This window comes from Serratia sp. Nf2, assembly GCF_003028435.1.
In the GTDB taxonomy this organism is placed as follows: domain Bacteria; phylum Pseudomonadota; class Gammaproteobacteria; order Enterobacterales; family Enterobacteriaceae; genus Serratia; species Serratia marcescens_L.
On sequence record NZ_PYTW01000010.1, the window covers coordinates 125,587 to 151,124 of the forward strand.

Sequence of the window (25,538 nt, forward strand, 5' to 3'; positions counted from 1 at the left end):
GTCAGCCCAGCAGGGCGCAGTTAGGCGGCAGGCGACATTCGATGGCCTGCGGCAACACTTCGATGCGGAAATGGCGGCCCTTGAGCGGCTCGCCGTCGAGGTTGAAGGTCATCTCATGCGGCGCGTCGATCTCGAGCCACGGCAGCGCCGCACTGAGGATGCTGTTGCTCTCTTCGTCGTTGAACAGGGCGGCGACCAGCGCCGGCAGCAGTTCATCGGCGATCAGCAGGCGCAGCTGCAGCAGGCCGTCGTTGATCAGCGCGCTGGGGCACAGTTCCTGGCCGCCGCCGGCCTGTTTGCCGTTGCCGATGCCGATCACCAGCGCCTCGCCCGCCCAGCGGAAGTCCGGCCCGCGGATCTCACAGCGGTCGGCCTGCAGCGTATCCATGCGCAGCAAGCCATGCACGAAGTAGGATACGCCGCCCAGTGCCGCCTTCAGCTTCTCCGGCGTTTCGGTGGTGATGCGGGTGCCGAAGCCGCCGGTGGCCATGTTGATGAAGTAGCGTTCGCCGTTGACCTTCGCCAGATCGATAGGCACCGAGCGGCCTTTGATCGCCAGCTGCAGCGCCTGTTCCGGCGAAGGGGGAATGTTGCAGGCCATGGCGAAGTCGTTGGCGGTGCCGAGCGGCAGAATACCGAGCGCCGGCCGGCCGTGCGCCGGCAACTGCACCAGCGCGGCGGCCACTTCGTTGATGGTGCCGTCACCGCCGCCGGCGACGACGGTGCCGACGCCGAGCTGTGCAGCTTCCGCGACATAGCGCGCGGCGTCGCCGTGCTCCCAGGTCACGCGCACGTGCAGCGTGATTTGCTCTGCGCGCAGGCGTTTGACCGCCTGACGCAGCTCTTCGTTACCGGCGCCTTTGCCGTTGATGATAAGCAGGGCTGGGGCATGTGAGTGTTGAGGCATTGCCGATCTCCTCCGGCGGAAAACCAAGAATGCCTCAAGATAAACCAGCCGCCGCCACCAGGCCATCAGAATATTCAACTAATTCCGGTTATTTCCCGGCGTTCAGTGAATATGAAGCAAGGCGAATTTATCTGAATCTTACGCGGAAATAAGCCAGGTTTTAAAGACGGGAGGATTAATCGCTGTAGCGTTATTTATATATCGAAGCGGCGTGATTATTATTATTAAAACGGATAACGGGAATAAGTTATGGAAATAGGCGCGTCAAAAAAAATAGGCGTGCCCATAAAGAAAAAGCCAGCCCAAGGGAGATTGGGCCGGCTAAGGAGGTGGTTCCTAGTATTGCTATGCAAATATTTTCGTTGTTCGTTTTAAGCAGCGTGATAGTAACCAAGCTGCGCGCACATTGATGTGATCCAATTCTAATATTTGCTAAAAATCGCCGCCGAATGGCGGCGATTCATTTTTATGCCCCGGCGCTATTTTCTTCCGCCAAATTGCGGATCAGCAACGCATAATTGAGATCGATATCCTGCGGGATCGGCAAATAAACGATATGGCCGTTGCCCGGCGCCACCTCAATCGGTTCGCCTTTCTTATTTTGCATGCTTTCGAGGGTGAACACCACGTTGCCGCCGGGCGTCATCATCTCGACGCTGTCGCCGAGCGCGAACTTATTCTTCACGTCAACTTCCGCCCAGCCATCGCGGCGCACGCCGGTGAATTCGCCGACGAACTGCTGGCGTTCGGAGAGCGAGGAGCCGTAGTCGTAATTCTGCTGCGCTTCGTGCACGTGGCGGCGCAGGAAACCCTCGGTATAGCCGCGGTGCGCCAGGCCTTCCAGCGTGGTGAGCAGGGTCGGATCGAAGGGTTTGCCGGCGGCCGCGTCGTCGATGGCGCGGCGGTAGACCTGGGCGGTGCGTGCGCAGTAGTAGAAGGACTTGGTGCGGCCTTCGATCTTCAGCGAGTGCACGCCGAGCTGCGTCAGGCGCTCCACGTGCTGGATGGCGCGCAGATCCTTGGAATTCATGATGTAGGTGCCGTGTTCGTCTTCGAAGGCGCTCATATATTCGCCTGGCTTTTGCGCTTCAGACAGCATGAACACCTTGTCGGTCGGCGCGCCGATGCCCAACGTCGGCTCGACGGTCTGCACCGGGATCGGTTCGTGCAGGTGCACGATATTGCCGGTGTCGTCCTCTTTGCCTTCCTCCGCTTTGTACTGCCAGCGGCAAGCATTGGTGCAGGTACCCTGGTTAGGATCGCGCTTGTTGATGTAGCCGGACAGCAGGCAGCGGCCGGAGTAGGCCATGCACAGCGCGCCGTGGACGAAGATCTCCAGCTCCATGTCCGGCACTTCGGCGCGGATTTCGGCAATCTCTTCCAGCGACAGCTCGCGCGAGAGGATCACGCGGGTCAGGCCCATTTGCTTCCAGAACTTCACCGTCGCCCAGTTAACGGCGTTGGCCTGCACCGACAGGTGGATGTCCATCTGCGGGAAGGCCTCGCGCACCATCATGATAAGGCCAGGATCGGACATGATCAGCGCATCCGGACCCATATCGATAACCGGCTTCAGATCGCGTAGGAAGGTTTTCAACTTGGCGTTGTGCGGGGCGATGTTCACCACCACGTAGAATTTTTTGCCCAGCGCATGGGCTTCGTTGATGCCCTGCGCCAGATTCTCGTGGTTGAACTCGTTGTTGCGCACCCGCAGGCTGTAGCGCGGCTGGCCGGCGTAAACCGCATCGGCGCCGTAGGCGAAGGCGTAACGCATGTTTTTCAGCGTTCCGGCCGGGGAGAGAAGTTCCGGTGTAAACATAGTGTGTCTCGGTCTGATTTCAGGTCAGCACCGCGCCACCTGATGGCGCAGTAAAAGCGGGGGATTGTAGCCGCAGCGCGGCAAGAAATCAGCAGTTAACCGGATTTATTCAGGGGAGATTGATCCCGGTCAAACGGAAAACGCGCGGTGGCCGCCACCGCGCGGGCGAAACGGGGATCAGGCGCTCAAATCGCGGATATCGGTGGTCGGGCCGTTTTTCGTCACCGACTGGATACCGTTTTTGGCCGCGCTTTCGGAGCTGTACATTTCGCTGACGCCGATTACCTGATGGTTCTTGGCTTTCAGCACAAAATAGGGCTGATTGCTGGCGCTGTGCTTCAGTTCGTACTGCGCTTCATGCGGCGAGTTGGTCTGCACCGAGGCGATGCCGTTCTCCGCCGAGGCTTTGCTGGCATACATCTCGCTGGCCAGAATGATCTCGCCGTTACTGGCTTTCAGGTTGAAGTGGTACTGTCCGTTCTTTGCTTTTTTCAGCTCGTAATGACCGATTGCCATGGTTCTTCTCCTGTAGGTTCCGATTCGTGATGTAAGTGTAGCCAATCGCTTGAAAATCGGCGGCTAAACCTCACAGCAGCTTAGTCGAAAAAATGCGCAGTTTTTTTGCGCCGGCGCGGAGTTTTCATTCGGTGAGCCCGCCGCCGCACGGGAAGCTAAGGAAAGGCGCGATGATTGCGCAGTGCGCCGCATAACGAGGGGAACAGGGTTTCAACCCGTGAGATAGCACGTTACTGTTTGGCCGTTTCGTGAATGTGGATAAAAAATGAGCGGTACATCTTGGCATCGACACGCTACAGGCATATGCTTTGGCCTATGCCTGCTGTGGAGGTGTCTGGATGGAAAGAATCGCAAAGCTGTTTAAAAACGGCAGAAATCAGGCGGTGAGGTTACCGGTGGAATTTGAATTTGATACGGATCGTGTCTATATCCGTCGCGATCGGGAGGGCAACGTGATTTTATCCAAATATCCGGCAAAGTCGGACAGCTGGGCACCGCTGCTGAGCATTATCGCTCAAACGCCGGTGCCGCAAGAGTTTCTTGGCGTGGAGGATCGTCAGCAAGGGGTTGCAGGCCGCGATCCATTCTCAGAGGAAGAGTAGGCGATGTACATGTTTGATACCAATACCATCAGCCACTTGTTTCGGCAGCATCCGCAGGTGCTTAACATCATGGAAAAGCACCCGCCTTCTGCAGTATGCATTTCCAGCGTAACGGAGGCGGAACTGCTTTACGGTGTCGCTAAACGGCGGAACAAGGCTTTGCAAAGCGCGGTCGAGGCCTTTCTTGCCGCGGTGACGGTCTATGCATGGGATAGCGAGGCCTCCCGCTGCTACGGTGAAATGCGGGCAAACATGGAGAGAAGGGGCAAAATCATGGGCGCGCTGGATCAACTGATCGCCGCTCACGCGCAGAGCCGTGGCGCGACGCTGGTGACCAACGATCGCGCTTTTACCCTGGTGCCCGGGTTGGCGGTTGAAGACTGGACGCGCTAATTATCCTCTAAATCCCATTCATCAGCCGGCAGGGCTCGGCTTCCCAGCGGTAGCCCACGCCGTATACCGAGCGGATAAAGGATTTTTCCCCGTCGATCAGTTCCAGCTTGCGGCGCAGGTTTTTGATGTGGCTGTCGATGGTGCGATCGGTGACCACCCGGTAGTCGTCGTACAGGTTGTTCAGCAGCTGCTCGCGAGAAAATACGTTGCCCGGCTGGCTGGCCAGCGTTTTCAGCAGGCGGAATTCCGCCGGCGTCAGATCCAGCAACTGCCCCTGATAGCTGGCCTGGAAGCGCGGTTCATCGATGTGCAGCAGGTCATCTTCCCGCGCGTTCTCCTGCGGCCGATAGCTGCGGCGCAGAATGGTTTTCACCCGTGCCACCACTTCGCGCGGGCTGTAGGGTTTGCAGATGTAATCGTCGGCGCCGATCTCCAGCCCCAACAGGCGGTCAATCTCTTCGATTTTCGCCGTCACCATCACGATGGGCACGTCGCTGAAGCGGCGCAGCTCGCGGCACACCGTCAGCCCGTCGGCGCCCGGCAACATCAGGTCGAGCAAGATCAGCGCCGGTGGATGCTGGTGCACGGTCGGCACCACCTCGTTGCCGTTGGTCAGCCAGCGGGTGGCGTAGCCCGCCGCCTGCAGATAATCCACCAGCAGCTGGCCCAGCTTGGGCTCATCTTCAACAATCATGATCTGCACGGGTTGATTCTGAATGTCCATCAGGGCGCCTTATTTTTTATCGGGGTAGCAAATTCTACTGTAATGCGCACGCCGCCTAAAGGCGAATGCTCGGCGCGGATTTTCCCGTCGTGCGCTTCCACGATGTTGTGGCAGATCGCCAGCCCCAGCCCGGAACCGCCGCTGGCGCGGTTGCGTGAACCCTCCGCTCGGTAGAAACGTTCGAAAATGCGCTTCAGCTGCTGATCGCTGATGCCCGGCGCGCTGTCCTGCCAGTAGAGGATCAGGCGCCCCGGCTGCAGCTCGGCGCCGATCTCCAGCCGGCCGCCGGCGTCGGTGTAACGCAGGCTGTTTTCCAACAGGTTATTGAACAGCTGGTTCAGGCGATCGGGATCGCCGAACAGCGGCGCCTGGGCCGGCAGATGGGTGACGATATCCAGCCCTTTGGCGCGGAAGCGTTCACGGAAGGCAGCGACGGCGATCTGCACCAGGTGCACGCAGTCCACCGACGACTTGCGATAGGCCAGCGCGCCGAGATCGGAGAGCGACAGCTGATGCAGATCGTCGACCAGTTTGGTCAAGGTGGATACCTCGGCCTGCAGCGAGCTGAGCGACGCCGGCGTCGGCTGGCGCACGCCGTCCTGCAGCGCTTCCAGTTCGCCGCGCAGCACCGCCAACGGCGTGCGCAACTCATGCGATACGTCGGCCATAAAGGCGCGGCGCATCTGTTCGTTTTTTTCCAGCGAGGTGGCCAACTGGTTGAAGTCGTGCGCCAGCCGGCCCAGTTCATCCTGGCTGCTGACCGCCACGCGGGTGGTGAAATCGCCCGCCGCCAGGCGGTGGGTGCCGGCCACCAGGCGCTTGACCGGAGCCAGCATGCCGCGCGACAGCAACCAGGTCACCGCCGCCGCCAACAGGGTGGAGAGCGCGACGATAATCCAACTGGTGCGCCGCTGCTGGCGATCGAAGTTGATGTCGGTATTGCGCGTCAGACGCTCGACCGGGGTGGTGAGCACCCAGCCGACGATCTCGTTGTTGTAGCGGATTGGGTGGCGTGGCCCCTCCTTCGGCAAGGGGCCCGAATGCCCGACCAAGCGATTGAACTGGCTGTCCACCACCCAAAACTGGGTGCGCCAGCCCTTGGGCGGCAGATTGTGACTGCTGTCGCTATTTTGCTCGAACGAACGCATGATTTGGTAGACCACCTGATCGTTGTTGCGCAGGAATATCCAGTTGCCATGATGGCTGTACTGTTCCTCCAGCGCTTCGCTCAGCATGTTGATGCGCTGCTCGTTGCTGCTCTTGATGTAATCGATAAAGCCGCGCTCAAAGCTGACGCGCACCCCCCAATGCATGGTGATCAACACCAGCATGCAGGTAGCGAAAATGGCCAGGAACAGTTTCCCGGTAATGCCTATCCTCATTGCAACCTCGTTGAGCCGGTACCCGGCTCTTTGGTCAGCGTGCGGTTGGGCGCGCTATCGGCCGGCACGCGCGCGAAGGCCAGCGCGGGCAGAGCGATAATCAACGCCATACAGCAGTAACTGTAAATAAATGCGCCGTGAATGGCCGGGCTATCGGCCACCACCTGATGATGGGCGAAGCTGCCGATCAAGATGCCGGCGACGCTGACGCCAAGGCTCATCGACAGCTGCATGACCATCGACAACAGGCTGTTGCCGCTGCTGGCCAGCCGGTCCGGCAGATCTTTCAGCGTCAGGGTGTTCATCGCCGAGAAGCGCAGTGAGTTGACCATCCCCTGGAAAAACAGCACCACCGGCAGCAGCCACAGCCAGCCGAGCATCGCCGCCAGCAGGAAGCTCAGGCTGACCAGCGCCAGCAGCAGCGTGGCGGCCACCAGCACGTTGCGATAGCCGAAGCGGTTGACCACCTGCACCACGATGCGCTTCATGCCCATGCTGCCGATGATCATCGGGATCATCATCAGCCCGGCGTGGAACGGCGTAAAGCCCATGCCCACCTGCAGAAACAGCGGCGTCATGAACGGCAGCATGCCGCTGCCGATGCGCCCCAGCAGGCTGGCCAGCAGCCCGATCTTGTAAGTCGGGGTGCGCAGCAGCCGCAGTGAGAACAGGGCGCGGCTATTGCCGTAGGCATGCCAAACATACCCCAACAGCGCCGCCACGCCCAGCGCCACCAGACCGGCGATGGCGCCGCCGGAGAGCCCCATGCCTTTGTGGCCGTCGAGCGCCAGCGTCAGCGACGCCATGCCGATCGCCAGCAGGATAAAGCCGCTGAGATCGAAGCGGCGGGTCTGCATTTGGTAGTTGGGCATCAGCAGCAGCGTGGCTATGGCGCCCACGATGCCCACCGGAATGTTGATCAGGAAAATCCAATGCCAGCTGGCATATTGTACCAGGAAGCCACCCAGCGCCGGCCCCATCAGCGGGCCGATCTGGCCCGGCAGCGTCACGAAGGTCATCGCCGCCATGTACTGCTCGCGCGGCACGATCTTCATCACCGTCAGGCGCCCGACCGGCACCATCATCGCGCCGCCGATGCCCTGAATCACGCGCGAGGCGATCAGTTCGTTCAGGGTTTCCGAACGGGCGCAAAGGAGGGAGCCGAGGGTGAACAGCAGGATGGCGCTGAAAAACACCCGCTGTACGCCGACCTTGTCCGCCAGCCAGCCGCTGGCCGGCAGCGTCACCGCCACCGTCAGCACATAGGAGACGATCACCGACTGCATGCGCAGCGGGTTCTCCCCCAGGCTGGCGGCCATTGAGGGCAGGGCGGTGTTGACGATAGTGGTATCCAGCGTCTGCATAAAGAAGCCGAATGCCACTATCCAGAGTTGCCAGCGTACCGTGGCGGCGTGTTTCATCAGCATCGGTCGGCCATTAATGGGGCAGCGGGGCCAGTTGCTTGTTGCGGCGGAACTTCGCCTGCAGCCGGTCGAAGTAAAGGTAGACCACCGGGGTGGTGTACAGCGTCAGCAGCTGGCTCATCACCAGGCCACCGGCGATGGTGATGCCGAGCGGCTGGCGCAGCTCCGCGCCGTCGCCGCTGGTCAGCACCAGCGGCAGCGCGCCGAACAACGCCGCCAGCGTGGTCATCATGATCGGCCGGAACCGCAGCAGGCTGGCCTGGAAAATCGCCTCGCGGGCGCTGATGCCGCCGTTGCGCTGCGCCTCGAGCGCGAAGTCGACCATCATGATGGCGTTTTTCTTCACGATGCCGATCAACAGCATGATGCCTATCAGCGCGATCAGGCTGAACGGCGCGCCGAACAGCTCGAGCGCCAGCAGCGCCCCCACGCCGGCGGAAGGCAGCGTGGAAAGGATGGTCAGCGGATGGATATAGCTCTCATACAGCACGCCGAGCACGATATACACCGTGGCGATCGCCGCCAGGATCAGGATCAGCTGCGACTTCAGGGTGTCCTGGAACACCTGGGCGGTGCCGGCGAACGCGCCGCGCACCGTAGACGGCACGCCGAGCTGAGTCATGGTGCGCTCTACCGCAGCGGTGGCGTCCGACAGGCTGCCGCCGTCCGGCAGGTTAAAGGAGATGGTCGAGGCGGCGGACAGCCCCTGATGGTTGACCGACAGCGGCGCGTTGGCCGGCCGCCAACTGGCGAAGTAGGAGAGCGGTATCGCCTTACCTTCGTTGTTGATGATGAACATTTTGTCCAGCGAGCTCACGTCCTGGGTGTAGGGCGGCGCCACTTCCATCACGACTTTGTATTGGTTGAGCGGTTGATAGATGGTCGAAATCTGCCGCTGGCCGAAGGCGTTGTTCAGCAGGTTGTTAGCGTCGGATACCGAAATGCCGAGGCGCGCCATGGTTTCGCGATCGTAGACCAGATCCATTTCCGAGCCTTTATCCTGCTGATCCGAGTTGACGTCCGCCAGCTCGGGCAATGCGGCCAGCGCGGTGCGGATCTTCGGCTCCCATTCGCGCAGCGCGGCGAGATCGTCCGCCAGCAGCGTATATTGGTAGCTGGCGTTGGCCTGCCGGCCGCCGACGCGGATATCCTGCACCGCCATCAGAAACAGGCTGGCACCCGGTTCTTTGGCCAGGCGAGCGCGCAGGCGGGCGATCAATTTCTGCGCGTCGTCGCTGCGTACCGACAGGGGTTTCAGTGAGATGAACATCGAACCACTGTTGGTGCGCGAGCCGCCGGTAAAACCGGTGACGTTTTCCACGTCCGGATCTTCGCGCACGATTTTCATGAAGTCTTCCAGTTTGCCGCGCATCGCCTGGAACGAAATGCTTTGGTCGGCCTGGATAAAACCCATCAGGCGCCCGGTATCCTGTTCCGGGAAGAAGGTTTTCGGGATGCTGATATACAGCCAGACGTTGAGCGCAAGGGTGGCGAGGAACACCACCAGCACCCAGCGCGAGTGGCCGAGCACCCAGTTCAGCGAGCGTCCGTAGCCCTGCTGCAGCGCCAGCAGCATTTTGCCGAAGCCGCGCGCCCGCCGCTGCGAACGCGGCGGCTGGTGGCGCAGCAGGTAGGCGCACATCATCGGCGTGAGCGTCAGCGAGACGATGAGCGACAGCCCGATCGATACCGACAGGGTGACGGCGAACTCGCGGAACAGGCGCCCCGGCAGGCCTTCCATCAACAGCAGCGGGATAAACACCGCCACCAGCGAAACGCTCATCGACAGCACGGTGAAGCCGACTTCCCGCGCGCCCAGCAGCGCGGCGTTGATCGGTTTCATGCCGGCCTCGACGTGGCGGGAAATGTTTTCCAGCACCACGATGGCGTCGTCCACCACAAAGCCGGTGGCGATGGTCAGCGCCATCAGCGACAGGTTATTGAGGCTGAACCCGCACAGATACATGGCGGCGAACGAGCCGATCAGCGACACCGGCACGGCGACCGCCGGGATCAGCGTGGCGCGCCCGGAGCGCAGGAAGATGAACACCACCAGGATCACCAACCCGATGGCGATCGCCAGCGACTGTTCGACCTCGGCCAGCGACGCGCGAATGGTCGGCGAACGATCCTGCGCGACGTTGAGTTTTATTGAGGCCGGGATATTTTCCTGCAGGGCGGGCAGCTCGGCGCGAATGCGATCGACGGTTTCGATGATGTTGGCGTCCGGCGCACGGCTGATGGCCAGAATGATCGCCGGTTTGGCGTCGGTCATCCCGGCGTTGCGCACGTCTTGCACCGAGTCTTTAACCTCGGCCACGTCGGCTAAACGCACCGCCGAGCCGTTGTTGTAATGAATGATCAGTGGACGGTAGGCATCGGCGGTTTTCAGCGCATCGTTGGCCTGGATCTGCCAGCGCTGCTGCGGGTTTTCCACGGCGCCCTGCGGGCGGCGCACGTTGGCGTTGGCGATGGCTTGCCGTACGGTATCCAGCGACACGCCCTGATTGAACAGCGCCGAAGGGTTCAGCTCGACCCGCACCGCCGGCAGCGAGCTGCCGCCCACGGAAACGTCGCCGACGCCCTCGGTCTGGCTGATCTTCTGCGCCAGCTGGGTGGAGGCGAAATCGTACAGCTGCCCCTGGCTGTAGGTGTCCGAGGTCAGCGTCAGGATCATGATCGGCGCGTCGGAAGGGTTGACCTTGCGGTAGCTGGGGCGGCTCGGCATGCCGGTCGGCAGCAGGCTTTGTGCGGCGTTGATCGCCGCCTGCACATCGCGCGCGGCGCCGTTGATGTCGCGATCGAGATCGAACTGCAAAATGACCCGGGTACTGCCGAGCGAACTCATCGAGGTCATTTCGTTAACCCCGGCGATGCGGCCCAGCGCGCGCTCCAGTGGCGTCGCCACCGAGGATGCCATGGTTTCCGGCGAGGCGCCCGGCAGCGACGCGCTGATCGAAATCACCGGAAAGTCCACCTGCGGCAGCGGCGACACCGGCAGCAGGCGAAAGCCGATCGCGCCGCTGATGGCGATGGCCAGCGTCAGCAGGGTGGTGGCCACCGGCCGGTGAATGAACAGGGCGAAGAATTTCACGGCAGCTCCTGCGTATCCGGCTGGCGATGCGTGTTGCGCGCCAGTTTGTCAAACAGCAGGTAGATCACCGGCGTGGTGAACAGCGTCAGGATCTGGCTCATGATCAAACCGCCGACCATACAGACGCCAAGCGGATGCCGCAGCTCCGCGCCGACGCCGGTGCTCAGCATCAGCGGCAGCGCGCCGAGCAAGGCCGCCAGCGTGGTCATCAGGATCGGCCTAAAACGCAGCAGGCAGGCCTGATAGATGGCGTCGCGCGGCGATAAACCCTGTTCGCGTTCCGCCGCCAGCGCGAAGTCGATCATCATGATGGCGTTCTTCTTCACGATGCCGATCAGCAGGATGATGCCGATGATGGCGATCACGTCCAGCTCGCTGCCGGCCATCATGAGCGCGAGCAGCGCGCCGACCCCGGCGGTCGGCAGGGTAGAGAGGATGGTGACCGGATGAATGAAGCTTTCATACAGCACGCCCAGCACGATGTACATCGCCACCACCGCCGCCAAAATCAGCCACAGCGTGCTGCCGAGCGCCGCCTGGAAGGCCAGGGTCGCTCCCTGGAATTGGGTGGTGATGTCCCTTGGCATGTTGAGATTTTTTTCCGCCTGGGTGACCGCGTCCACCGCCTCGCCGAGCGAGTAGCCGTCGGCGACGTTGAACGAAACGGTGGCCGACGGGAACTGATCGAGATGGTTGACCGACAGCGGGCCGAAGCGCTCTTCGATTTTGGCGATGGCGCTCAGCGGCACCACGGCGCCGTCGTTGCCGCTCAGACGGATCTCATTGAGCGCCGCCAGCCCCGGCGTCGCGCTGACGTCGTGCTCCAGCACCACGCGGTATTGGTTGGCCTGAGTGTAGATGGTGGAGATCAGGCGCTGGCCGAACGCGTTGTACAGCGCATTGTCCACGTCGCTCATGGTGACGCCAAGGCGGGAGGCCGAATCGCGATCGACGTTGACGTAGGCCACCAGCCCCTGATCCTGCCAGTCGCTGGTGACGTCCGCCAACTGCGGGGTTTGCTTCAGCTCATCCATCAGCTGCGGCACCCACAGGCTGAGATCGTCCAGCGACATCGCCTGCAGGGTGAATTGGTACTGGGTGCGGCTGACTTGGGTATCGATGGTCAGATCCTGCACCGGCTGCAGATACAGCTTCACGCCGGGGAACTGCGCCGTTTGCTGCTGCAGGCGGTTGATGATCGCCGGAATGCGGTCGCTGCGTTCGCTCAGCGGCTTCAGGTTGATCTGCAGCCGGCCGCTGTTGAGCGTGGCGTTGCTGCCGTCGATGCCGACGAACGACGTCAGGCTCTCCACCGCCGGATCTTTGAGGATCTGCGCCGCGACCTGCTGCTGGCGCTCGGCCATATTGCTGAACGAGACGCTCTGCGGCGCCTCCAGCGTGCCCTGAATGATGCCGTTGTCCTGCACCGGGAAGAAACCTTTCGGGATCAGCAGGTACAGCAATACCGTCAGCGCCAGGGTGCCCACGGCCACGCCGAGCGTCAGCCAGGGATGGTTAAGCACCGTTTTCAACCACTTGCCGTATTGCGCGATCACCCGGTCGAAAAAGCGTTCGGAGGCGGCGGAAAAACGGTTCTGCTTGCGCAGCGATTCGTGGCTGAGCATGCGTGCGCACATCATCGGCGTCAGCGTCAGCGACACCACGGCGGAGATCAATATCGCCACCGCCAGCGTGACGGCGAACTCGCGGAACAGGCGGCCGACGATGTCGCCCATGAACAGCAGCGGGATCAGCACCGCCACCAGCGAGAAGGTCAGCGAGATGATGGTGAAGCCGATCTCGCCGGCGCCTTTCAGTGCGGCGTCGAGCGGTTTTTCCCCTTTCTCGATATAGCGCGAGATGTTCTCGATCACCACGATGGCGTCGTCCACCACGAAGCCGGTGGCGATGGTCAGCGCCATCAGCGTCAGGTTGTTGATGGAGAAGCCGAGGAAGTACATGGCGGCGAAGGTGCCGACCAGCGACAGCGGCACCGCCACGCTGGGGATAATGGTCGCCGGCACGTTGCGCAGGAACACGTAGATCACCATCACCACCAGCGCGATCGCCAGCAGTAGCTCGAACTGCACGTCGCTGACCGAGGCGCGGATGGTGGTGGTGCGATCGGTCAACACCTTGACGTCGACCGACTTGGGCAGGCTTTTAATCAGCGTCGGCAGCATTTCGCGGATGCTGTCGGCGGTGGTGATGACGTTGACGCCGGGCTGGCGTTGGATGTTCAGCACGATCGCCTGTTGCTTGTTGGCCCAAGCCGCCAGCCGGGTGTTTTCCGCCCCTTGTTCAATGGTGGCGATATCCTGCAGGCGGATCGCCGCGCCGTTCTGATAGGCGACGATCAGCTGGCGATAGTCGTCGGCAGATTTCATTTGGTCGTTGGCGGACAGGGTGACCGATCGGGTCGGGCCGTCAAGGCTGCCTTTCGCCGAGTTGACGTTGGCGTTGCTGATGGCGGCGCGGATGGTTTCACTGTTCAGGCCATAGGCGGCGACCGCCGCGGCGTTCAATTTTACGCGCACCGCCGGGCGTTGGCCGCCGGCCAGCGTCACCAGGCCGACGCCGGTTACCTGAGAAATTTTTTGCGCCACGCGAGTTTCCACCATGTCTTCCACCTGCGTCATCGGCATGGCGGTGGAGGTCACGGCCAGCGTCAGGATCGGCGGATCGGCGGGGTTAACCTTGCTGTAGATCGGCGGGTAGGGCAGATCGGTCGGCAGCAGGTTGGTGGCGGAGTTAATCGCCGCCTGCACTTCCTGCTCCGCGACGTCGAGCGGCAGCGCCAACTGGAACTGCAGGGTGACCACCGAGGCGCCGCCGGAGCTTTGCGACGCCATTTGCTTCAGGCCGGACATCTGGCCGAACTGGCGTTCCAGCGGCGCGGTAATGGCGGAGGTCACCACGTCCGGGCTGGCGCCGGGGTACAGCGTCACCACCTGGATGGTGGGGTAATCCACCTCCGGCAGGGCGGACACCGGCAGCGCGCGATAGCCGATAATCCCCGCCAGCAATATCGCCATCATCAGCAGCGTGGTGGCGACCGGACGCAGAATAAACAGGCGGGACGGACCGCCGCCGGCGTTGGGAGGCATCACCTGCATCAGGACTTCCTCTGAACGTCAGGTTCGCGCTTGGCGTTGGCCGCCGCCGGCGCTTCGCTCGGCGCGAGCACTTCCACCTGCATGCCTTCGGTCAGGCGATCGATGCCGTCGGTCACCACCCGATCGCCGGCGTTGAGGCCGGCGCTGATCACCACCTGCCGGCTGTCCTGCACGCCGGCGGTGACCCGATGTTTGCTGACCTTGTTGTCTTCACCGAGCGTCCAGACGAAGTTGCCCTCGTTGCCCATCTGCAGCGCGGCGGTCGGAATCACCACCGCATCGTGCAGGGTATCCACCTGCAGCCGCGCGTTGACGAACTGGTTGGGGAACAGCGCGTCATCTTCGTTGGTGAAGCGCGCTTTCAGCTTGATGGTGCCGGTGGTGGTATCAATTTGGTTGTCCAGGCTCAGCAGCGAACCGGTCGTCAGCTTGTTCTGGTTGGTGCGGTCCCAGGCTTCGACGCTCACCGGCCCGGCTTTTTGCGCCTTGAGCAGATCGGCGATGTTGCCTTCGGGCAGCGTGAACACCACGTCGATCGGGTGCGTCTGCGTGATCACCACCAGACCGGTGGTGCTGCCGCTGGTGACATAGTTGCCGACGTCGACCAGTTTCAGGCCGACGCGGCCGTCGATTGGCGCAGTGATGCGGCTGTAGGTGATCTGCAGTTTGGCGCTGTCGACCGCGCCCTGATCGGCCTTGATCGCGCCTTCGGTCTGCTGCACCAGCGAGGCCTGCGTATCCAGCTCCTGGCGGGAAACCAGATTGGTTTTCACCAGTTGTTGATAGCGCGCCAGGTCGCGCCGGGCGTTGGCCAGCGTGGCCTGATCTTTTGCCAACTGCCCCTGAGCCTGGGTCAACTGAACCTGGAACGGCCGGGGATCGATTTCCGCCAGCAGATCGCCGGCTTTGACCTGCTGGCCTTCGGTAAAGTGGATCGCCATCAGTTGGCCATCGACCCGGCTGGTGACGGTCACGGTATTGGCGGCGGTGGCGGTGCCCAAGCCGGAAAGATAGCGTGGCACCGTCTGGCGGGTGGCGGTCGCCACCTGCACCGGCGACATCGGCGCGCCGCGTCTGCCGCCCGCGGCGCGGCCGGCTCCCGTTTTACCGGCGGCCTGGTGCGCACCCGGCGTCGTCCCGGCGGTCGGTTGGGCGGCGCTGAAATGGCGCCAGGCCAGAACGGCGACGATGATCGCAATCGCCGCAACCAGCAGGCGCAGCAGCAGGGAACGACGTTGGGGTTTTGCATTCATGGTGGTGAAAATTCTCTCCAAAAGGCAGGGGCGCGGGCACTCATTGCCACAAAAATGACACTCCTTACAGGATACTAGTTTAGCCAGCGAAGACGGCATAAAAATGAAGGAAATATGGAGGAACCGTCAGCATTGTCTTAATAAGTGGGTGATTTGAGCGTGCTATGTTTATAAGTGATTTATTCCGGCTTATAGCCAATACGTTTTAACGATTTCCTGTATTTGGCGCTAATAATTAACAGGCGAATCATTTAACCCATGGAGTCTTTGTCATGAGCAAGAAACAACTGGGCCGTTCGGGCATTCAGGTGCCGGCGTTGACCTTTGGCGGCAACGTGTTCGGCTGGACGGCGGATCAGGCGACCTCTTTCAGCCTGCTGGATGCGCTGGTGGACAATCAACTTAACTTTATCGATACCGCCGATGTCTATTCCAGCTGGGTGCCGGGCAACCGGGGCGGCGAATCGGAAACCGTCATCGGCGAATGGCTCAAGAAGAGCGGCAAGCGCGACCAGGTGATCATCGCCACCAAGGTGGGCAAACCGATGGGCGAAGGCAAACAGGGGCTGTCGCCGCGCTATATTCAGCAGGCGGTGGAGGACTCGCTGCGCCGCCTGCAAACCGACTACATCGACCTCTATCAGTCGCACGACGACGACCGCGATACGCCGTTGGAAGAGACGTTGGCGGCGTTCGATGCGCTGATTAAGGCCGGCAAGGTGCGGGCGATCGGCGCCTCCAACTATCAGGCGGACCGTCTGGAAGAGGCGCTGCGGGTGAGCGAAAGCAACGGGCTGGCGCGTTACGAAACCCTGCAGCCGGAATATAACCTGTACGCGCGTGAAGGCTATGAAGCCGAGTTGGAAGGCGTGGCGCAGCGCCATGGGCTCGGGGTGATCAACTTCTTCGCGCTGGCCAGCGGCTTCCTGACCGGCAAATACCGCAGCAAAGCGGACGAGGGCAAAAGCCAGCGCGGCGATCGCATCGTCGAACGCTACCTTAACCCGCGCGGTTTCCGCATTCTGGCGGCGCTGGATCAGGTGGCCGGCAAGCACGGCACCTCCCCGGCACAGGTCTCGCTGGCCTGGCTGATTGCGCGCCCGAGCATCACCGCGCCGATCGTCAGTGCTACCTCGTTGCCGCAGCTGGATGAGTTGGTCAGCGCCACCCGCCTGACGCTGGATGCGGACGACATCCAGGCGCTGAACCACGCCAGCGCCGAGTAGGGGATGTTACCCGGCGGCGATTTTGCTCTATGCTGAAGGGGTCAACATGGCCCATTCAGGAACCCGCAATGTCTGGTGATATCATTAACGACCTCGCGACGCTGGAACAGCTTTACGGCAAACCCGCCGCTCCCTCGGTTTTTAAAGAAGTCAGCTATATCCACCCGGCGTACCGCCCGTTTATCGAGGCGGCGCCGTTTGCCGCCCTCTCGACGGTCGGCCCGGACGGCATGGATGTCTCCCCGCGCGGCGATCCGGCCGGTTTTATCCATATCGAAGACGAGAAAACCCTGCTGCTGCCGGACCGGCGCGGCAATAACCGCATCGACAGCCTGCGCAATATCCTGCACGACAACCGGGTGGCGCTGCTGCTGCTGATCCCCGGCATCGGCGAAACGCTGCGGATTAACGGGCGGGCGGATATCGTGGTGGCGCCGGCGGTGCTGCAGCGCTTCGCCCACCGCAACCAGCTGCCGCGTTCGGTGCTGCGCATTCGGGTAGAGGCGGTGTTCTTCCAGTGCAGCCGGGCGATCTTGCGTTCGGGACTCTGGGAAGAGGGTAGCCGCCTCGAACGTTCGGCGCTGCCCAGCCCCGGCCATATTTTGGCCGCGGTGAGCCAAACGCGCTTCGACGGTGAGGAGTACGACAGCGCGCTGCCGCAGCGACTGAAGGATACGCTGTATTAATCGCCGTGGCGTTCGCGCCACCTTTGTCGGTTCAGCCGGTACAAGACGTGCTTTTGCAGCGGATGGCCCGCCGGCAGCCGTGGATGCAGGAAGGTTTCGCCGTCAAACTGCATGCCGATGCGTGTCATCACCCGGCGCGACGGCTGATTCTCTTCGGCGGTGAAGGACACCACTTCCGGCAAGTGAAGCGTGTCGAAGGCGCACGCCAGCGCCGCGCGCGCCGCTTCAGCGGCGTAGCCGTTGCCCCAGTGGGCCGCCGCCAGCCGCCAGCCAATCTCCACGCAGGGGGAGCAAGGCAGATCGTCGCCCGGCCGCGCCAGCCCGACAAACCCGATAAAGGGCGCACCGTTTTTCACTTCCACCGCCCACAGCCCCCAGCCGTGTTGTTCCATGAATGCGCGGATGCGTTCGGCCTGCGCGCGACTTTCCTGTGGGGTGGTGATCGTTTCTGGACTGTCTAAGGGGACATCTGGTGAGCCGGGAAACCTTGCACGGCGGGCATTTCGAAGGATTCTGAAGATTCTGGACTCTTAGAATGAAAATGGTAAAAAAAGAAGATTATTGCAATAAAAACTGGACTATTGTGATCCAGCTTTGTTTGGATCTTTAGTGGCGTTTAAAAGCCTTTAGAACGTTTATTAAAGCAGTAACAATTAGCCCTGTAAACGCCACTAACCAGGTTACTTTTTACTCCAGACCGTTTGGTAAAGTTGCTGCAGCTCAGCATCAGTGAGTTCTGTCATGGATGACTTGCTGAATTTTTTATCCATATGCAGTTTTCGCCATTCTTGCCACCCCTTTTCCGTGCATCTTGCCTGAATGGATTTAATAATTTCCTTCCTCCAGTCAGACACTTTTTTAGGAGCAGATGCCATCCGCCGAAGAATGCCCATCTGAGTGCGTAGGTACTTGATAGCTTTGGAGAAGTCATCAGATCTTATTTCGTGATAGCTGTTAACTTTCAGGTGCTTATTTAGACGAGACCATGCGACGTTGTAAGAAAGTGGTGATTTTTTTATCGAGTTATGCATATCAACCCACTCATAAACAAGACTTTTTATGTCATGCTTCTGATTGGCGTTAACAACGCCGTCACCTGTTTTTACATGAACTTGCTTTTTTATAGTTCGATCAAGATTAAATACGTTATTTACTGTATTGCCGCTACCAACCACATTACCCGCACCATTAACATAAATGATTGATTTATCAGTTAGTTCACCTACTTCATCAGGTGGGGTATCATTACTAATAGTTTTCGCAATTTCGAGAAGCTCGTCCTCAAGAGACTTTCTTCTCTTGCCCAAGTGTACAATTTTGTCATCCTTCATAAGGTGGCTCCAGATGTTAGGCTACAAGCTCTAAAGTTTCTCTGATTAACTTTATGTCAATGATATTGCTTGATTTAAATGCGCGATAAAGAATGGCGATGACTTTGGCTTTTGTTGCCGGTGAAATCTGCTTAGTCCTACTGCTCAATAAAATCTCGATCGCTTCAATGATTTTCGATAGCGCTTCTGTGTCGATTTCACCTTCGGAATCGATGGTGGCCTCAACTCCTAACGCTTCCTGGGTCTCAGGTGGGAGTGAGGTAATGTGAAACTCAAACGCCACCCCCTTGACCCCTTTCCTCTGACGCCTCTTCCAGTCCTCCTTATTAGCTTTTCTGTTAACACTACTCTTGTCACCGGGTAGCCCTGGTAACCCTGCCAATTCACTCGCTGAAAACCACTCGTTAACTGCCATCACAAAACACCCCGTTTTGTTGCGTTTTTCGTGGCGGTGCTAATGATGCAACGAAAAAATTAATCACATAAAAATCAATTGGATGATTGAAATTTAAGAATTTCCATTAATTTTATTTCGTCGCGCAACTTGCAACGACAACGCAATGAAAGTATCTTTTACCTGTAGCTAGATGGGTACTATCAGTGCTACCTAGTTAGTTAACTTTTAAGGATGGCATGAAATGAAAATTGAAAAAAGAGCAAACATGCACAGGGCTGACATAGTGGCGGCGCTTCGTAAAAAGAACCTGTCACTTTCAAGTTTGGGACGCGTTCACAACTTATCCCCATACACATTGAAGAACGCCTTGGATAAGCCCTATCCAAAAGCTGAAAAAATAATCGCTGAAGCGATCGGAATGACTCCACAAGAAATCTGGCCAGGGAGATATTGATATGGCTTCTCTTCGCAACTGGGTTACAGCAAAGGAGATCGCCGGATTACCGGGGTTTCCTTCCGCTATAAGCTCCGTACTCCGGAGAGCCAAAAAAGAGAATTGGACTTCCAGACAAAAAAGTGGGGTTAAAGGTGTTGCTTACGAATTTCAATTGGATTGTTTACCCAATGAGTTGCAACTGGCCTTACGCGAACGTCATTACAATGATTTGATACAAACCCGAGCAGAAGTACCGGCTTTGCTAGCAAGCTCGAAACTCAATTCTCGTATCAAACCGCGCCAGGAACTGGAGCTGATGCGCCAATGTCCTGCGCTGGTCGAGCGCGAGGTTTGCGGCCTGACTGACGACCAGAAAGCCATCGCGGATGCCCGTGCGTTGCTGGCGTCTGAGGTGGAACGGCTGCGCAATGCAGGCCTGTCCCGCCTCTCTGCAGTGAATTACATCGTGGGTGGTTCGCGCGATGGCTCACTGCCAGAGAACTTGATGGCGGCGGCAGACCTGGCCAACGCCCGCAAGGGTTCGCGGGTTGGCATTAGCCGCAGCAGCCTGCAGGAGTGGGTTTCCATTTTTCAGGCGACCCAGCCCGGCCTGGAGCGTCTGGCCATGCTGGCACCAGGGCAGAACAAGCGCAAAAAGCCCGAGGATGCATCATGGTTTTACGGCATGTTCTGGCCTCACTACGCCAATAGGAACGGCCCCAGCGTGCGCGAGGCTTACCGCTCTTTCCGTCGGGAATGGCACGAGGTCTACCACGCGGAGCCAGCCATGCGTAAAGCGATACCGTCTTACTACGCCGTTTTGCGCCGGGTTAACCAGTTGCCGCTGTGCTCTCGCGTCCAGGGACGTGTTTCCGGCTCGGCCAAGAAGGCTTACGAGGTGTATTCCAAGCGCGACTGGGCGCAGATGCCGGTCAATGGCATCTGGATCAGCGATGGTAAATCCATGGATATGAAGGTGGCCCACCCGATTCACGGGCGACCATTCACGCCAGAGCTGACCATGGTTATTGATGGCCGGACACGTTTTGTCGTCGGCTGGAGTTTATCGCTGTCAGAGAACGCGATGGGTGTTGCGGATGCATACCGCTTTGGTATGAAGCATTTCGGTAAGCCGTTATTTGTTTATTCGGATAATGGCGGCGGCCAGAAAAACAAAATGCTGGACGCCGATATTACCGGGATATTCCCGCGCCTGGGTATTGAGCATATGACCGGTATACCGGGCAACCCGCAGGCGCGCGGCATCATCGAACGCCTCAACGCCGTCATTCCGGAGCGTATCGCCAAACGGACGATGACCTATAACGGGCGATCGGTTGACCCGAACGCCGCCAGGATACAAGGGAAAAATCTCATCAGCCTGTCGGATGCCCTGCGCAACGGCAACGAGCTGACCACCCAGCAGCAGCGGACGTTCCGCGACCTGCCATCGTGGCAGTGGTTGATGGATGCTGTACAGGACGAAATTGATAACTACAACAATCACCATGAACACAGTGAGTTACCAAAGGTTGACGGCACTCACATGACACCGGCGGCCTATCGCGCCCTGGTGTTGCAGCAGGAAGGCGATGAAATCGAATACATCACCGAAGGCGAGCTGCGCGAGATGTTTATGCCAGAAGTTGAGCGCGTAGCGCAGCGCGGATGGGTCAGTGTCGGGAATAACCAATATTTCTCCAAAGACCTTATCGAAGTCGATCGCCAGTCAGTGCGCGTGGGTATGGATATTCACGACCCGGAGGCAGTTATTATTCGCCAAATGGATGGCACCTATGTTTGCACGGCCATTTGGAATGGCAACTCTCATTCCCCTGTTCCTCAGTCTCGCGTTGAGCAGGCCAAAGAGAAACGCGCTAAACGCATGATTAAACGGGCCGGTAAGATTATTCAAGATGCCAACGACGAGCTGCGGCCAGTCTTGGAAGTTCAACGGAATGACTTTAGCAGTCTGTTTGTGGATACCGCGCCGCGAGATAACAAACCGCTGTTCTTATTAGAAACAGAACGCGAAGAATATTTTAAGAAGACCAATTCCCGCTGAACTGGAGAATAAAACATGTCAAAAATAAGCGTACAGCTTGAAGAAATTATGAGCCGTAAGGGCTACACGCAATCCCATGTAGCGCGCGCCATTGGTCGCAGCCCGGCGGCGATCAGCACGTTCCTGAGTGGGAAATACAGCGGCGATATTAAAACCCTGGAATCCGAACTGTCCGGCTTTATTCAGCGTGAATCTGATAAAGACCGTCTGCACCATCTAAATATTGATTTCGTGCCGACTATTACCGCCAAAAGTGGCCTTGAAGTCATTCGCATGGCGCACCTGGAAAACGATATCAACGTGATCTACGGCGCGGCCGGTTTGGGCAAAACCATGATGTTGAAGGAGTACGCCCGCCGCTATCGTGATGCCATCTTGATTGAGGCCGACCCCGGCTATACCGCGTTGGTGCTCCTGCAGGAGCTGTGCGACCGACTGGGTCTCAGCAAGCGCGGCACCATCCATGAGCTGAGCGAGAGCTGCATCACCGCACTGAGCGGCACAGGACGTGCTGTGCTTATCGATGAGGCCGAAAACCTGCCGTACCGTGCGCTGGAGGTCATCCGCCGCATTCATGACAAGGCCGGTGTCGGCGTCGTTCTGGCCGGTATGCCGCGCTTGATCCTCAACCTGAAAGGCAAGCGCGGCGAGTATGCACAGCTCTATAGCCGCGTTGGCTTTGCTCTCGACTTGCAGGAGAAACTGCCGCAGGCAGACCTGCAGCTTATCCTCACCAACATGGTCGAGGAAGCGAACAGCGACAGTGTTTTTTCCGCCTTTTACAGGGCATCAAAGGGTAATGCGCGCCGGTTGTTCAAATTGGCACGCGGCACCATCCGCGCCAGCGAAATTAACGCCACGCCGATTGATGAGGCAATGGTTGATAAAGTCGCCGGCATGTTAATTAGTTAATGAGGCATCAGCATGGAACAATTAACGGTAAACAATAAGAAGATTGCGGCGAAGTTGAATTGTCTGGCGCGTGTGGGGTTAAAGGTTGTTGAGTGCCATGTTAATTTTCGCCGCCCGGTTATTGAAGTTGAAGCACCACTGCAAGATTGGGTAAAGGGTGCCGTGGAAATCACGGAAACACGAAACGGAATTAAGCGTACTGTCAAAATGACGATATGGCATGGCGCACACATCATCTGGTGTTAATTGCGTTTTATTTCGGACTATTAATAAAGAGGTTTATATGACTACTGCAGTCGCATCAAATAACACAATTCCTGAAGGCTACATGGCAGACCGTAAGGGTCGCCTGGTTCCTGTTGAGCAGGTATCCCCTTTTGATATCGAAATGGACGCCTTTGTTCGTGCCCAGGTCAAAGAGGCAGAGGATGAAAGCGAGCGCATCAAAGCGTTTAAAAATAAGTCTTTTGATGACTGCTATGCCTGGCTCGATCTGGTTGCGGAAAAGTACGACCGTCAGCGCGGCGGCCTGAAAGGCAACGTCACGTTCTCCTCGTTCGACGGTAGCCAACAAATCCGCATTGCCGTGCAGGACTCGCTGACGTTCGGGCCGGAGCTGCAGGTGGCTAAGGACATTATTGATGAGTGCCTGAGCGAGTGGTCAGAGGGTGCCAATAAAAACCTGAAAGCCATCGTGAATGATGCGTTCGCCGTTGACCAGGAAGGCAAGCTCAACACCGGACGCATCTTATCGCTGCGTCGCATCAAGATTGATGATCCACGCTGGCTTAAAGCGATGGACTGCATTTCTGAGTCCCTGCAGGTGGCGGTCAGTAAGACCTATATTCGGTTCTTCAAAAAAGACAGTAGCGGTGAGCTGAATAGCATCCCTATTAATATCGCGGCGGTGTGATATGGGTTCAAAAGCAAAGTTATTTAACCAGCAGCACAAAATCGGCAGTACGTTTATTTATCAGCCTAACCGGGTGCTACGTGGTGGCCCGGTGGTCAGGACTGTGGAAGCAGCCCGAGACCTTAAATCGGCAACGGTTGTGGAAATCAATGTTGCACCGTATTTCGTCAATATTGAATCATTAACACCGACCGGCTGAATTTAAACGTAAATAACTGACTTTTAATTATGGCGTAAACCCGCAGGGGCGCGCTTACGCCTAAATCATGAGGTTCTGAAATGGATAAAGAATTTTATGTTTCTCGACGCTCTGTTTGGGCCGGTGTTTTGATTATCGGTGTGGTGTGGATTAGTAGCCTGATTTGGCTTGGTTCCATTCTCTGGGGGTGATTATGAGTTTTTATAAAACAACTAATGAGGCAGCTATTCAGGCATGGGATTTTGAAATTCTCAAACGCAAAGAGCTGAATGAAAAAGCGAAAGAGTTTGCCGCTAAGTTTGGTGCCAGGCCAGCCTTTAACACTGACGCCACTCGCCATCGTTTCTATGCTGTTGCGTTTCCTGATGGCGTACCAACGTTTGGCCACCCGTCACTGTGGACAGTAGCAACGGCCGCAAACAGTTACACCACAACCCCCAAGCGTAGAGCACCTGCGGGGATGAGTAAGGAGCATCGCGAACTCTGGGCGCTATGGGATGAGGGATATCCCGGCGAGTCGGTATCACGCGAGCCTTTATGGTCTTCGCTCGGTTTGGATTGGGGAATGTTATTTATCTGTGGTCTTGCGATATTTCGATTTAAAGACGTGATTTATTTCAATACCAGCGCCAAACCAAATTTGGAATTTGGTGCCGTTGAAATTACCGGTTCTGAATATTACGCTGCTGCTGAGGATTATAAAAATGGAAAATAAATCTAAAAGCGAACAGATTCGCTTGGCTTTGGCTGAGCGCGGCCCGTCCACGGCGGCGGAGTTAGCCGAAGGTGTAGACATTGAGATTAAAAACGTTGGGGCGTTGCTGGCTTATGACTTGAAGCATGGCCGCCTTGTGCGTGGCTGGCGTGGGAAAATTCGTATTTATGGGTTGCCTGGCACTATCGATAATCCGTCGCCATCGCCTTCACTGGTTCCCTTGCGTAGAGCCAAGCCTTATGTCTCACATCGTACCCAACAAAGTAAAGCTGTTGAGCGTATGCGGATGCCTGATATTGAACCTGGCGACAATTTTACAACATTGTCGGAAAAAGCCCGTCAATGCGAGCAGGCCAATAACTTCACCGACGCAGCGCCGCTTTGGTTAATTGCTGCTGACTTTGCCACCAAAGAAGCAAATCAATTCTGGTGCCGGAGCCGTTCTGATTTCTGCGTGCGTGGTTGGAAATATCCGGAGGTGAACCAATGAAACGGTTTACCCCAGATTGTTCAATGCATATGTCGCATGAAATCGCGTTTATGCGTGAAACGCCAGATGGCGCATATATGGAATATCAAGACCATCTGCCCGTAAAAACGCAGCGGGATAATTTGGCAATTCGCGTTACTGAACTTGAGATGAAGTTATTGATGAAACCCATCTTCAGTGCTGAAGAACTCAACCTCTTTCGACAGTGGTTTAACTCGATGGAAGACACTAACCCTGAGTATATACAACCCAGTGATCGGTCTTTATATCGCAAGGTTTTGGCGCTGTTGGCGTGGCCTTCAAAGGAGGAAAACCATGTCTAATTATTTGTCGGTTTCAGGCTGCCAGCACCAGGATGATGGCGCTAAGCGTATTTATCACCTGACCAATAAGGCCACGGTGATCGAGTATCCGCGTTTGCCTGTACGTTCTCGCTTTCAGTTCTATGACCCGCGCGGCAACAAGGTTCACACCAATGGCGAGCGTGTCGCGATGAAACAGGCTGTTGAACGCCATAAAAAACTCTGGAGGTTCGAATGATTGACGACAACAGCATTGAAATTATCGGCCGCTTCACCAGTGGCACCTACATTGCCCGATACCAGGGTAAGCAAGCCAGCAACACCGCCAGCGCAAAAGGCGCTGTCCATCGGCTGGCGGGCAAGATTTTTGGCCCCCTGCAGCGGGTGACGGTCACCCGGATCAGCGCTGGCCAGGAACATGCGGCCGGCACCTTTAGGGTCACGGTCGATGAAACCCAAAAATGCCGCCGTTGTGGCTGCACCTGGCGCAATGCGTGCGCCGGTGGTTGCCATTGGGTCAGCCCTGATTTGTGCAGCGCGTGTGTCGATTCAACAGATTCCCCGGAGGTGACCAATGAGCAATGAAAACCTGAACATACGTCAGCAGTTCGCCAGCGCAGCTATGCAGGCGCTGGT

Annotated in this window: 26 protein-coding genes and 1 pseudogene; 15 read left to right on the forward strand and 12 right to left on the reverse strand. The window is 58.2% G+C overall.

Annotated elements, in window-relative coordinates; genetic code table 11:
- Position 1: 1 nt before the first annotated feature.
- The 3 genes from yegS to C9411_RS20740 all read right to left on the reverse strand — a co-directional run bounded on the left by yegS (position 2) and on the right by C9411_RS20740 (position 3,242).
- Entirely contained in the window at positions 2-907 is a 906-nt protein-coding gene (gene yegS / locus C9411_RS20730) for a lipid kinase YegS (protein WP_063990506.1), read from the reverse strand.
- 466 nt (positions 908-1,373) lie between these two features.
- Entirely contained in the window at positions 1,374-2,726 is a 1,353-nt protein-coding gene (gene yegQ, locus C9411_RS20735) for a tRNA 5-hydroxyuridine modification protein YegQ (protein WP_063990505.1), read from the reverse strand.
- A gap of 177 nt (positions 2,727-2,903) precedes the next feature.
- A complete protein-coding gene (locus tag C9411_RS20740; protein WP_016926703.1) occupies positions 2,904-3,242 on the reverse strand; it encodes a YegP family protein in 339 nt (112 codons plus the stop codon).
- Between the two features lie 338 nt (positions 3,243-3,580).
- Between C9411_RS20740 and C9411_RS20745 the strand changes: the two genes are divergently transcribed.
- Together C9411_RS20745 and C9411_RS20750 are read left to right on the forward strand one after the other, a co-directional pair.
- A complete protein-coding gene (locus C9411_RS20745) occupies positions 3,581-3,844 on the forward strand; it encodes an antitoxin (RefSeq protein ID WP_107227830.1) in 264 nt (87 codons plus the stop codon).
- 3 nt (positions 3,845-3,847) lie between these two features.
- Complete coding sequence (locus C9411_RS20750; RefSeq protein ID WP_107227831.1) at positions 3,848-4,237, forward strand: type II toxin-antitoxin system VapC family toxin; 390 nt, start codon at positions 3,848-3,850, stop codon at positions 4,235-4,237.
- 7 nt (positions 4,238-4,244) lie between these two features.
- On the opposite strand, the gene baeR is transcribed toward C9411_RS20750, so the two are convergent.
- The 6 genes from baeR to C9411_RS20780 are packed head-to-tail and all read right to left on the reverse strand — an operon-like array spanning position 4,245 to position 15,230.
- Positions 4,245-4,961, reverse strand: coding sequence for a two-component system response regulator BaeR (gene baeR, locus C9411_RS20755; protein WP_063990502.1), 717 nt, complete (start codon positions 4,959-4,961; stop codon positions 4,245-4,247).
- Positions 4,961-6,343, reverse strand: a complete 1,383-nt coding sequence (gene baeS, locus C9411_RS20760; protein ID WP_107227832.1) for a two-component system sensor histidine kinase BaeS — start codon at positions 6,341-6,343, stop codon at positions 4,961-4,963. Before baeS ends, baeR begins: the two co-directional genes overlap by 1 nt.
- Positions 6,340-7,770 carry a multidrug transporter subunit MdtD gene (gene mdtD / locus C9411_RS20765; protein WP_175089952.1) on the reverse strand — a complete coding sequence of 477 codons (1,431 nt, stop codon included), beginning with the start codon at positions 7,768-7,770 and terminating at the stop codon, positions 6,340-6,342. The genes baeS and mdtD overlap by 4 nt, the downstream gene beginning before the upstream one ends.
- 10 nt (positions 7,771-7,780) lie before the next feature.
- Positions 7,781-10,861 carry a multidrug efflux RND transporter permease subunit MdtC gene (gene mdtC / locus C9411_RS20770; RefSeq protein ID WP_107227833.1) on the reverse strand — a complete coding sequence of 1,027 codons (3,081 nt, stop codon included), beginning with the start codon at positions 10,859-10,861 and terminating at the stop codon, positions 7,781-7,783.
- Complete coding sequence (locus C9411_RS20775) at positions 10,858-13,977, reverse strand: MdtB/MuxB family multidrug efflux RND transporter permease subunit (protein ID WP_107227834.1); 3,120 nt, start codon at positions 13,975-13,977, stop codon at positions 10,858-10,860. Before C9411_RS20775 ends, mdtC begins: the two co-directional genes overlap by 4 nt.
- Positions 13,977-15,230 carry an MdtA/MuxA family multidrug efflux RND transporter periplasmic adaptor subunit gene (locus C9411_RS20780; RefSeq protein WP_107227835.1) on the reverse strand — a complete coding sequence of 418 codons (1,254 nt, stop codon included), beginning with the start codon at positions 15,228-15,230 and terminating at the stop codon, positions 13,977-13,979. The genes C9411_RS20775 and C9411_RS20780 overlap by 1 nt, the downstream gene beginning before the upstream one ends.
- A gap of 272 nt (positions 15,231-15,502) precedes the next feature.
- Between C9411_RS20780 and C9411_RS20785 the strand changes: the two genes are divergently transcribed.
- Both C9411_RS20785 and C9411_RS20790 read left to right on the forward strand, forming a co-directional pair.
- Positions 15,503-16,456 (forward strand): aldo/keto reductase, encoded by a 954-nt coding sequence (locus C9411_RS20785; RefSeq protein ID WP_107227836.1) that lies wholly within the window; start codon positions 15,503-15,505, stop codon positions 16,454-16,456.
- 68 nt (positions 16,457-16,524) lie between these two features.
- Positions 16,525-17,142 (forward strand): pyridoxamine 5'-phosphate oxidase family protein, encoded by a 618-nt coding sequence (locus C9411_RS20790; protein WP_063990495.1) that lies wholly within the window; start codon positions 16,525-16,527, stop codon positions 17,140-17,142.
- Here the strand turns inward: C9411_RS20790 and C9411_RS20795 are convergent.
- From C9411_RS20795 to C9411_RS20805, 3 genes and pseudogenes are all read right to left on the reverse strand, one after another.
- A pseudogene (locus tag C9411_RS20795) lies at positions 17,139-17,573 on the reverse strand (GNAT family N-acetyltransferase); the annotation flags it as partial. The gene C9411_RS20790 and the pseudogene C9411_RS20795 sit on opposite strands and share 4 nt — an antisense overlap.
- Positions 17,574-17,822: 249 nt before the next feature.
- Positions 17,823-18,473, reverse strand: coding sequence for an ORF6C domain-containing protein (locus tag C9411_RS20800; protein WP_060435877.1), 651 nt, complete (start codon positions 18,471-18,473; stop codon positions 17,823-17,825).
- Between the two features lie 16 nt (positions 18,474-18,489).
- A complete protein-coding gene (locus C9411_RS20805) occupies positions 18,490-18,888 on the reverse strand; it encodes a DNA-binding protein (protein WP_060417820.1) in 399 nt (132 codons plus the stop codon).
- Between the two features lie 223 nt (positions 18,889-19,111).
- Here C9411_RS20805 and C9411_RS20810 point away from each other — a divergent pair, with 223 nt between their 5' ends.
- The 11 genes from C9411_RS20810 (at position 19,112) to C9411_RS20855 (ending at position 25,487) form a co-directional block, all read left to right on the forward strand.
- Positions 19,112-19,324: a helix-turn-helix transcriptional regulator gene (locus C9411_RS20810; RefSeq protein WP_060417819.1), complete on the forward strand. Its 213-nt coding sequence runs from the start codon at positions 19,112-19,114 to the stop codon at positions 19,322-19,324.
- Position 19,325: 1 nt separating this feature from the next.
- Positions 19,326-21,371 (forward strand): Mu transposase C-terminal domain-containing protein, encoded by a 2,046-nt coding sequence (locus tag C9411_RS20815; RefSeq protein ID WP_107227837.1) that lies wholly within the window; start codon positions 19,326-19,328, stop codon positions 21,369-21,371.
- 15 nt (positions 21,372-21,386) lie between these two features.
- Positions 21,387-22,283 (forward strand): AAA family ATPase, encoded by an 897-nt coding sequence (locus C9411_RS20820; RefSeq protein WP_060417817.1) that lies wholly within the window; start codon positions 21,387-21,389, stop codon positions 22,281-22,283.
- Positions 22,284-22,295: 12 nt separating this feature from the next.
- A complete protein-coding gene (locus C9411_RS20825) occupies positions 22,296-22,529 on the forward strand; it encodes a hypothetical protein (RefSeq protein ID WP_060417816.1) in 234 nt (77 codons plus the stop codon).
- 37 nt (positions 22,530-22,566) lie between these two features.
- Complete coding sequence (locus tag C9411_RS20830; RefSeq protein ID WP_060435875.1) at positions 22,567-23,196, forward strand: DUF3164 family protein; 630 nt, start codon at positions 22,567-22,569, stop codon at positions 23,194-23,196.
- Between the two features lies 1 nt (position 23,197).
- Positions 23,198-23,395, forward strand: coding sequence for a hypothetical protein (locus C9411_RS20835; RefSeq protein ID WP_072271438.1), 198 nt, complete (start codon positions 23,198-23,200; stop codon positions 23,393-23,395).
- Between the two features lie 193 nt (positions 23,396-23,588).
- A complete protein-coding gene (locus C9411_RS20840; protein ID WP_107227838.1) occupies positions 23,589-24,110 on the forward strand; it encodes a hypothetical protein in 522 nt (173 codons plus the stop codon).
- Complete coding sequence (locus C9411_RS25645) at positions 24,100-24,600, forward strand: ANR family transcriptional regulator (RefSeq protein ID WP_146158890.1); 501 nt, start codon at positions 24,100-24,102, stop codon at positions 24,598-24,600. The genes C9411_RS20840 and C9411_RS25645 overlap by 11 nt, the downstream gene beginning before the upstream one ends.
- Positions 24,597-24,923, forward strand: a complete 327-nt coding sequence (locus C9411_RS20845) for a hypothetical protein (protein WP_146158891.1) — start codon at positions 24,597-24,599, stop codon at positions 24,921-24,923. Before C9411_RS25645 ends, C9411_RS20845 begins: the two co-directional genes overlap by 4 nt.
- The gene (locus tag C9411_RS20850) at positions 24,916-25,140 is read left to right on the forward strand and encodes a hypothetical protein (RefSeq protein ID WP_060446202.1); all 225 of its coding nucleotides are present in this window, start codon (positions 24,916-24,918) and stop codon (positions 25,138-25,140) included. The genes C9411_RS20845 and C9411_RS20850 overlap by 8 nt, the downstream gene beginning before the upstream one ends.
- On the forward strand, positions 25,137-25,487 hold the full coding sequence (locus C9411_RS20855; protein ID WP_107227839.1) for a hypothetical protein: 351 nt from the start codon (positions 25,137-25,139) through the stop codon (positions 25,485-25,487). Before C9411_RS20850 ends, C9411_RS20855 begins: the two co-directional genes overlap by 4 nt.
- The last annotated feature ends 51 nt before the right edge of the window (positions 25,488-25,538 follow it).

Bases quoted from the DNA above. Each gene is read 5' to 3' on its own strand.
- yegS (WP_063990506.1), bottom strand. From the start codon at position 907: ATGCCTCAACACTCACATGCCCCAGCCCTGCTTATCATCAACGGCAAA.
- yegQ (WP_063990505.1), bottom strand. From the start codon at position 2,726: ATGTTTACACCGGAACTTCTCTCCCCGGCCGGAACGCTGAAAAACATG.
- C9411_RS20740 (WP_016926703.1), bottom strand. From the start codon at position 3,242: ATGGCAATCGGTCATTACGAGCTGAAAAAAGCAAAGAACGGACAGTAC.
- C9411_RS20745 (WP_107227830.1), top strand. From the start codon at position 3,581: ATGGAAAGAATCGCAAAGCTGTTTAAAAACGGCAGAAATCAGGCGGTG.
- C9411_RS20750 (WP_107227831.1), top strand. From the start codon at position 3,848: ATGTACATGTTTGATACCAATACCATCAGCCACTTGTTTCGGCAGCAT.
- baeR (WP_063990502.1), bottom strand. From the start codon at position 4,961: ATGGACATTCAGAATCAACCCGTGCAGATCATGATTGTTGAAGATGAG.
- baeS (WP_107227832.1), bottom strand. From the start codon at position 6,343: ATGAGGATAGGCATTACCGGGAAACTGTTCCTGGCCATTTTCGCTACC.
- mdtD (WP_175089952.1), bottom strand. From the start codon at position 7,770: ATGCTGATGAAACACGCCGCCACGGTACGCTGGCAACTCTGGATAGTG.
- C9411_RS20775 (WP_107227834.1), bottom strand. From the start codon at position 13,977: ATGCAGGTGATGCCTCCCAACGCCGGCGGCGGTCCGTCCCGCCTGTTT.
- C9411_RS20780 (WP_107227835.1), bottom strand. From the start codon at position 15,230: ATGAATGCAAAACCCCAACGTCGTTCCCTGCTGCTGCGCCTGCTGGTT.
- C9411_RS20785 (WP_107227836.1), top strand. From the start codon at position 15,503: ATGAGCAAGAAACAACTGGGCCGTTCGGGCATTCAGGTGCCGGCGTTG.
- C9411_RS20790 (WP_063990495.1), top strand. From the start codon at position 16,525: ATGTCTGGTGATATCATTAACGACCTCGCGACGCTGGAACAGCTTTAC.
- C9411_RS20800 (WP_060435877.1), bottom strand. From the start codon at position 18,473: ATGAAGGATGACAAAATTGTACACTTGGGCAAGAGAAGAAAGTCTCTT.
- C9411_RS20805 (WP_060417820.1), bottom strand. From the start codon at position 18,888: ATGGCAGTTAACGAGTGGTTTTCAGCGAGTGAATTGGCAGGGTTACCA.
- C9411_RS20810 (WP_060417819.1), top strand. From the start codon at position 19,112: ATGAAAATTGAAAAAAGAGCAAACATGCACAGGGCTGACATAGTGGCG.
- C9411_RS20815 (WP_107227837.1), top strand. From the start codon at position 19,326: ATGGCTTCTCTTCGCAACTGGGTTACAGCAAAGGAGATCGCCGGATTA.
- C9411_RS20820 (WP_060417817.1), top strand. From the start codon at position 21,387: ATGTCAAAAATAAGCGTACAGCTTGAAGAAATTATGAGCCGTAAGGGC.
- C9411_RS20825 (WP_060417816.1), top strand. From the start codon at position 22,296: ATGGAACAATTAACGGTAAACAATAAGAAGATTGCGGCGAAGTTGAAT.
- C9411_RS20830 (WP_060435875.1), top strand. From the start codon at position 22,567: ATGACTACTGCAGTCGCATCAAATAACACAATTCCTGAAGGCTACATG.
- C9411_RS20835 (WP_072271438.1), top strand. From the start codon at position 23,198: ATGGGTTCAAAAGCAAAGTTATTTAACCAGCAGCACAAAATCGGCAGT.
- C9411_RS20840 (WP_107227838.1), top strand. From the start codon at position 23,589: ATGAGTTTTTATAAAACAACTAATGAGGCAGCTATTCAGGCATGGGAT.
- C9411_RS25645 (WP_146158890.1), top strand. From the start codon at position 24,100: ATGGAAAATAAATCTAAAAGCGAACAGATTCGCTTGGCTTTGGCTGAG.
- C9411_RS20845 (WP_146158891.1), top strand. From the start codon at position 24,597: ATGAAACGGTTTACCCCAGATTGTTCAATGCATATGTCGCATGAAATC.
- C9411_RS20850 (WP_060446202.1), top strand. From the start codon at position 24,916: ATGTCTAATTATTTGTCGGTTTCAGGCTGCCAGCACCAGGATGATGGC.
- C9411_RS20855 (WP_107227839.1), top strand. From the start codon at position 25,137: ATGATTGACGACAACAGCATTGAAATTATCGGCCGCTTCACCAGTGGC.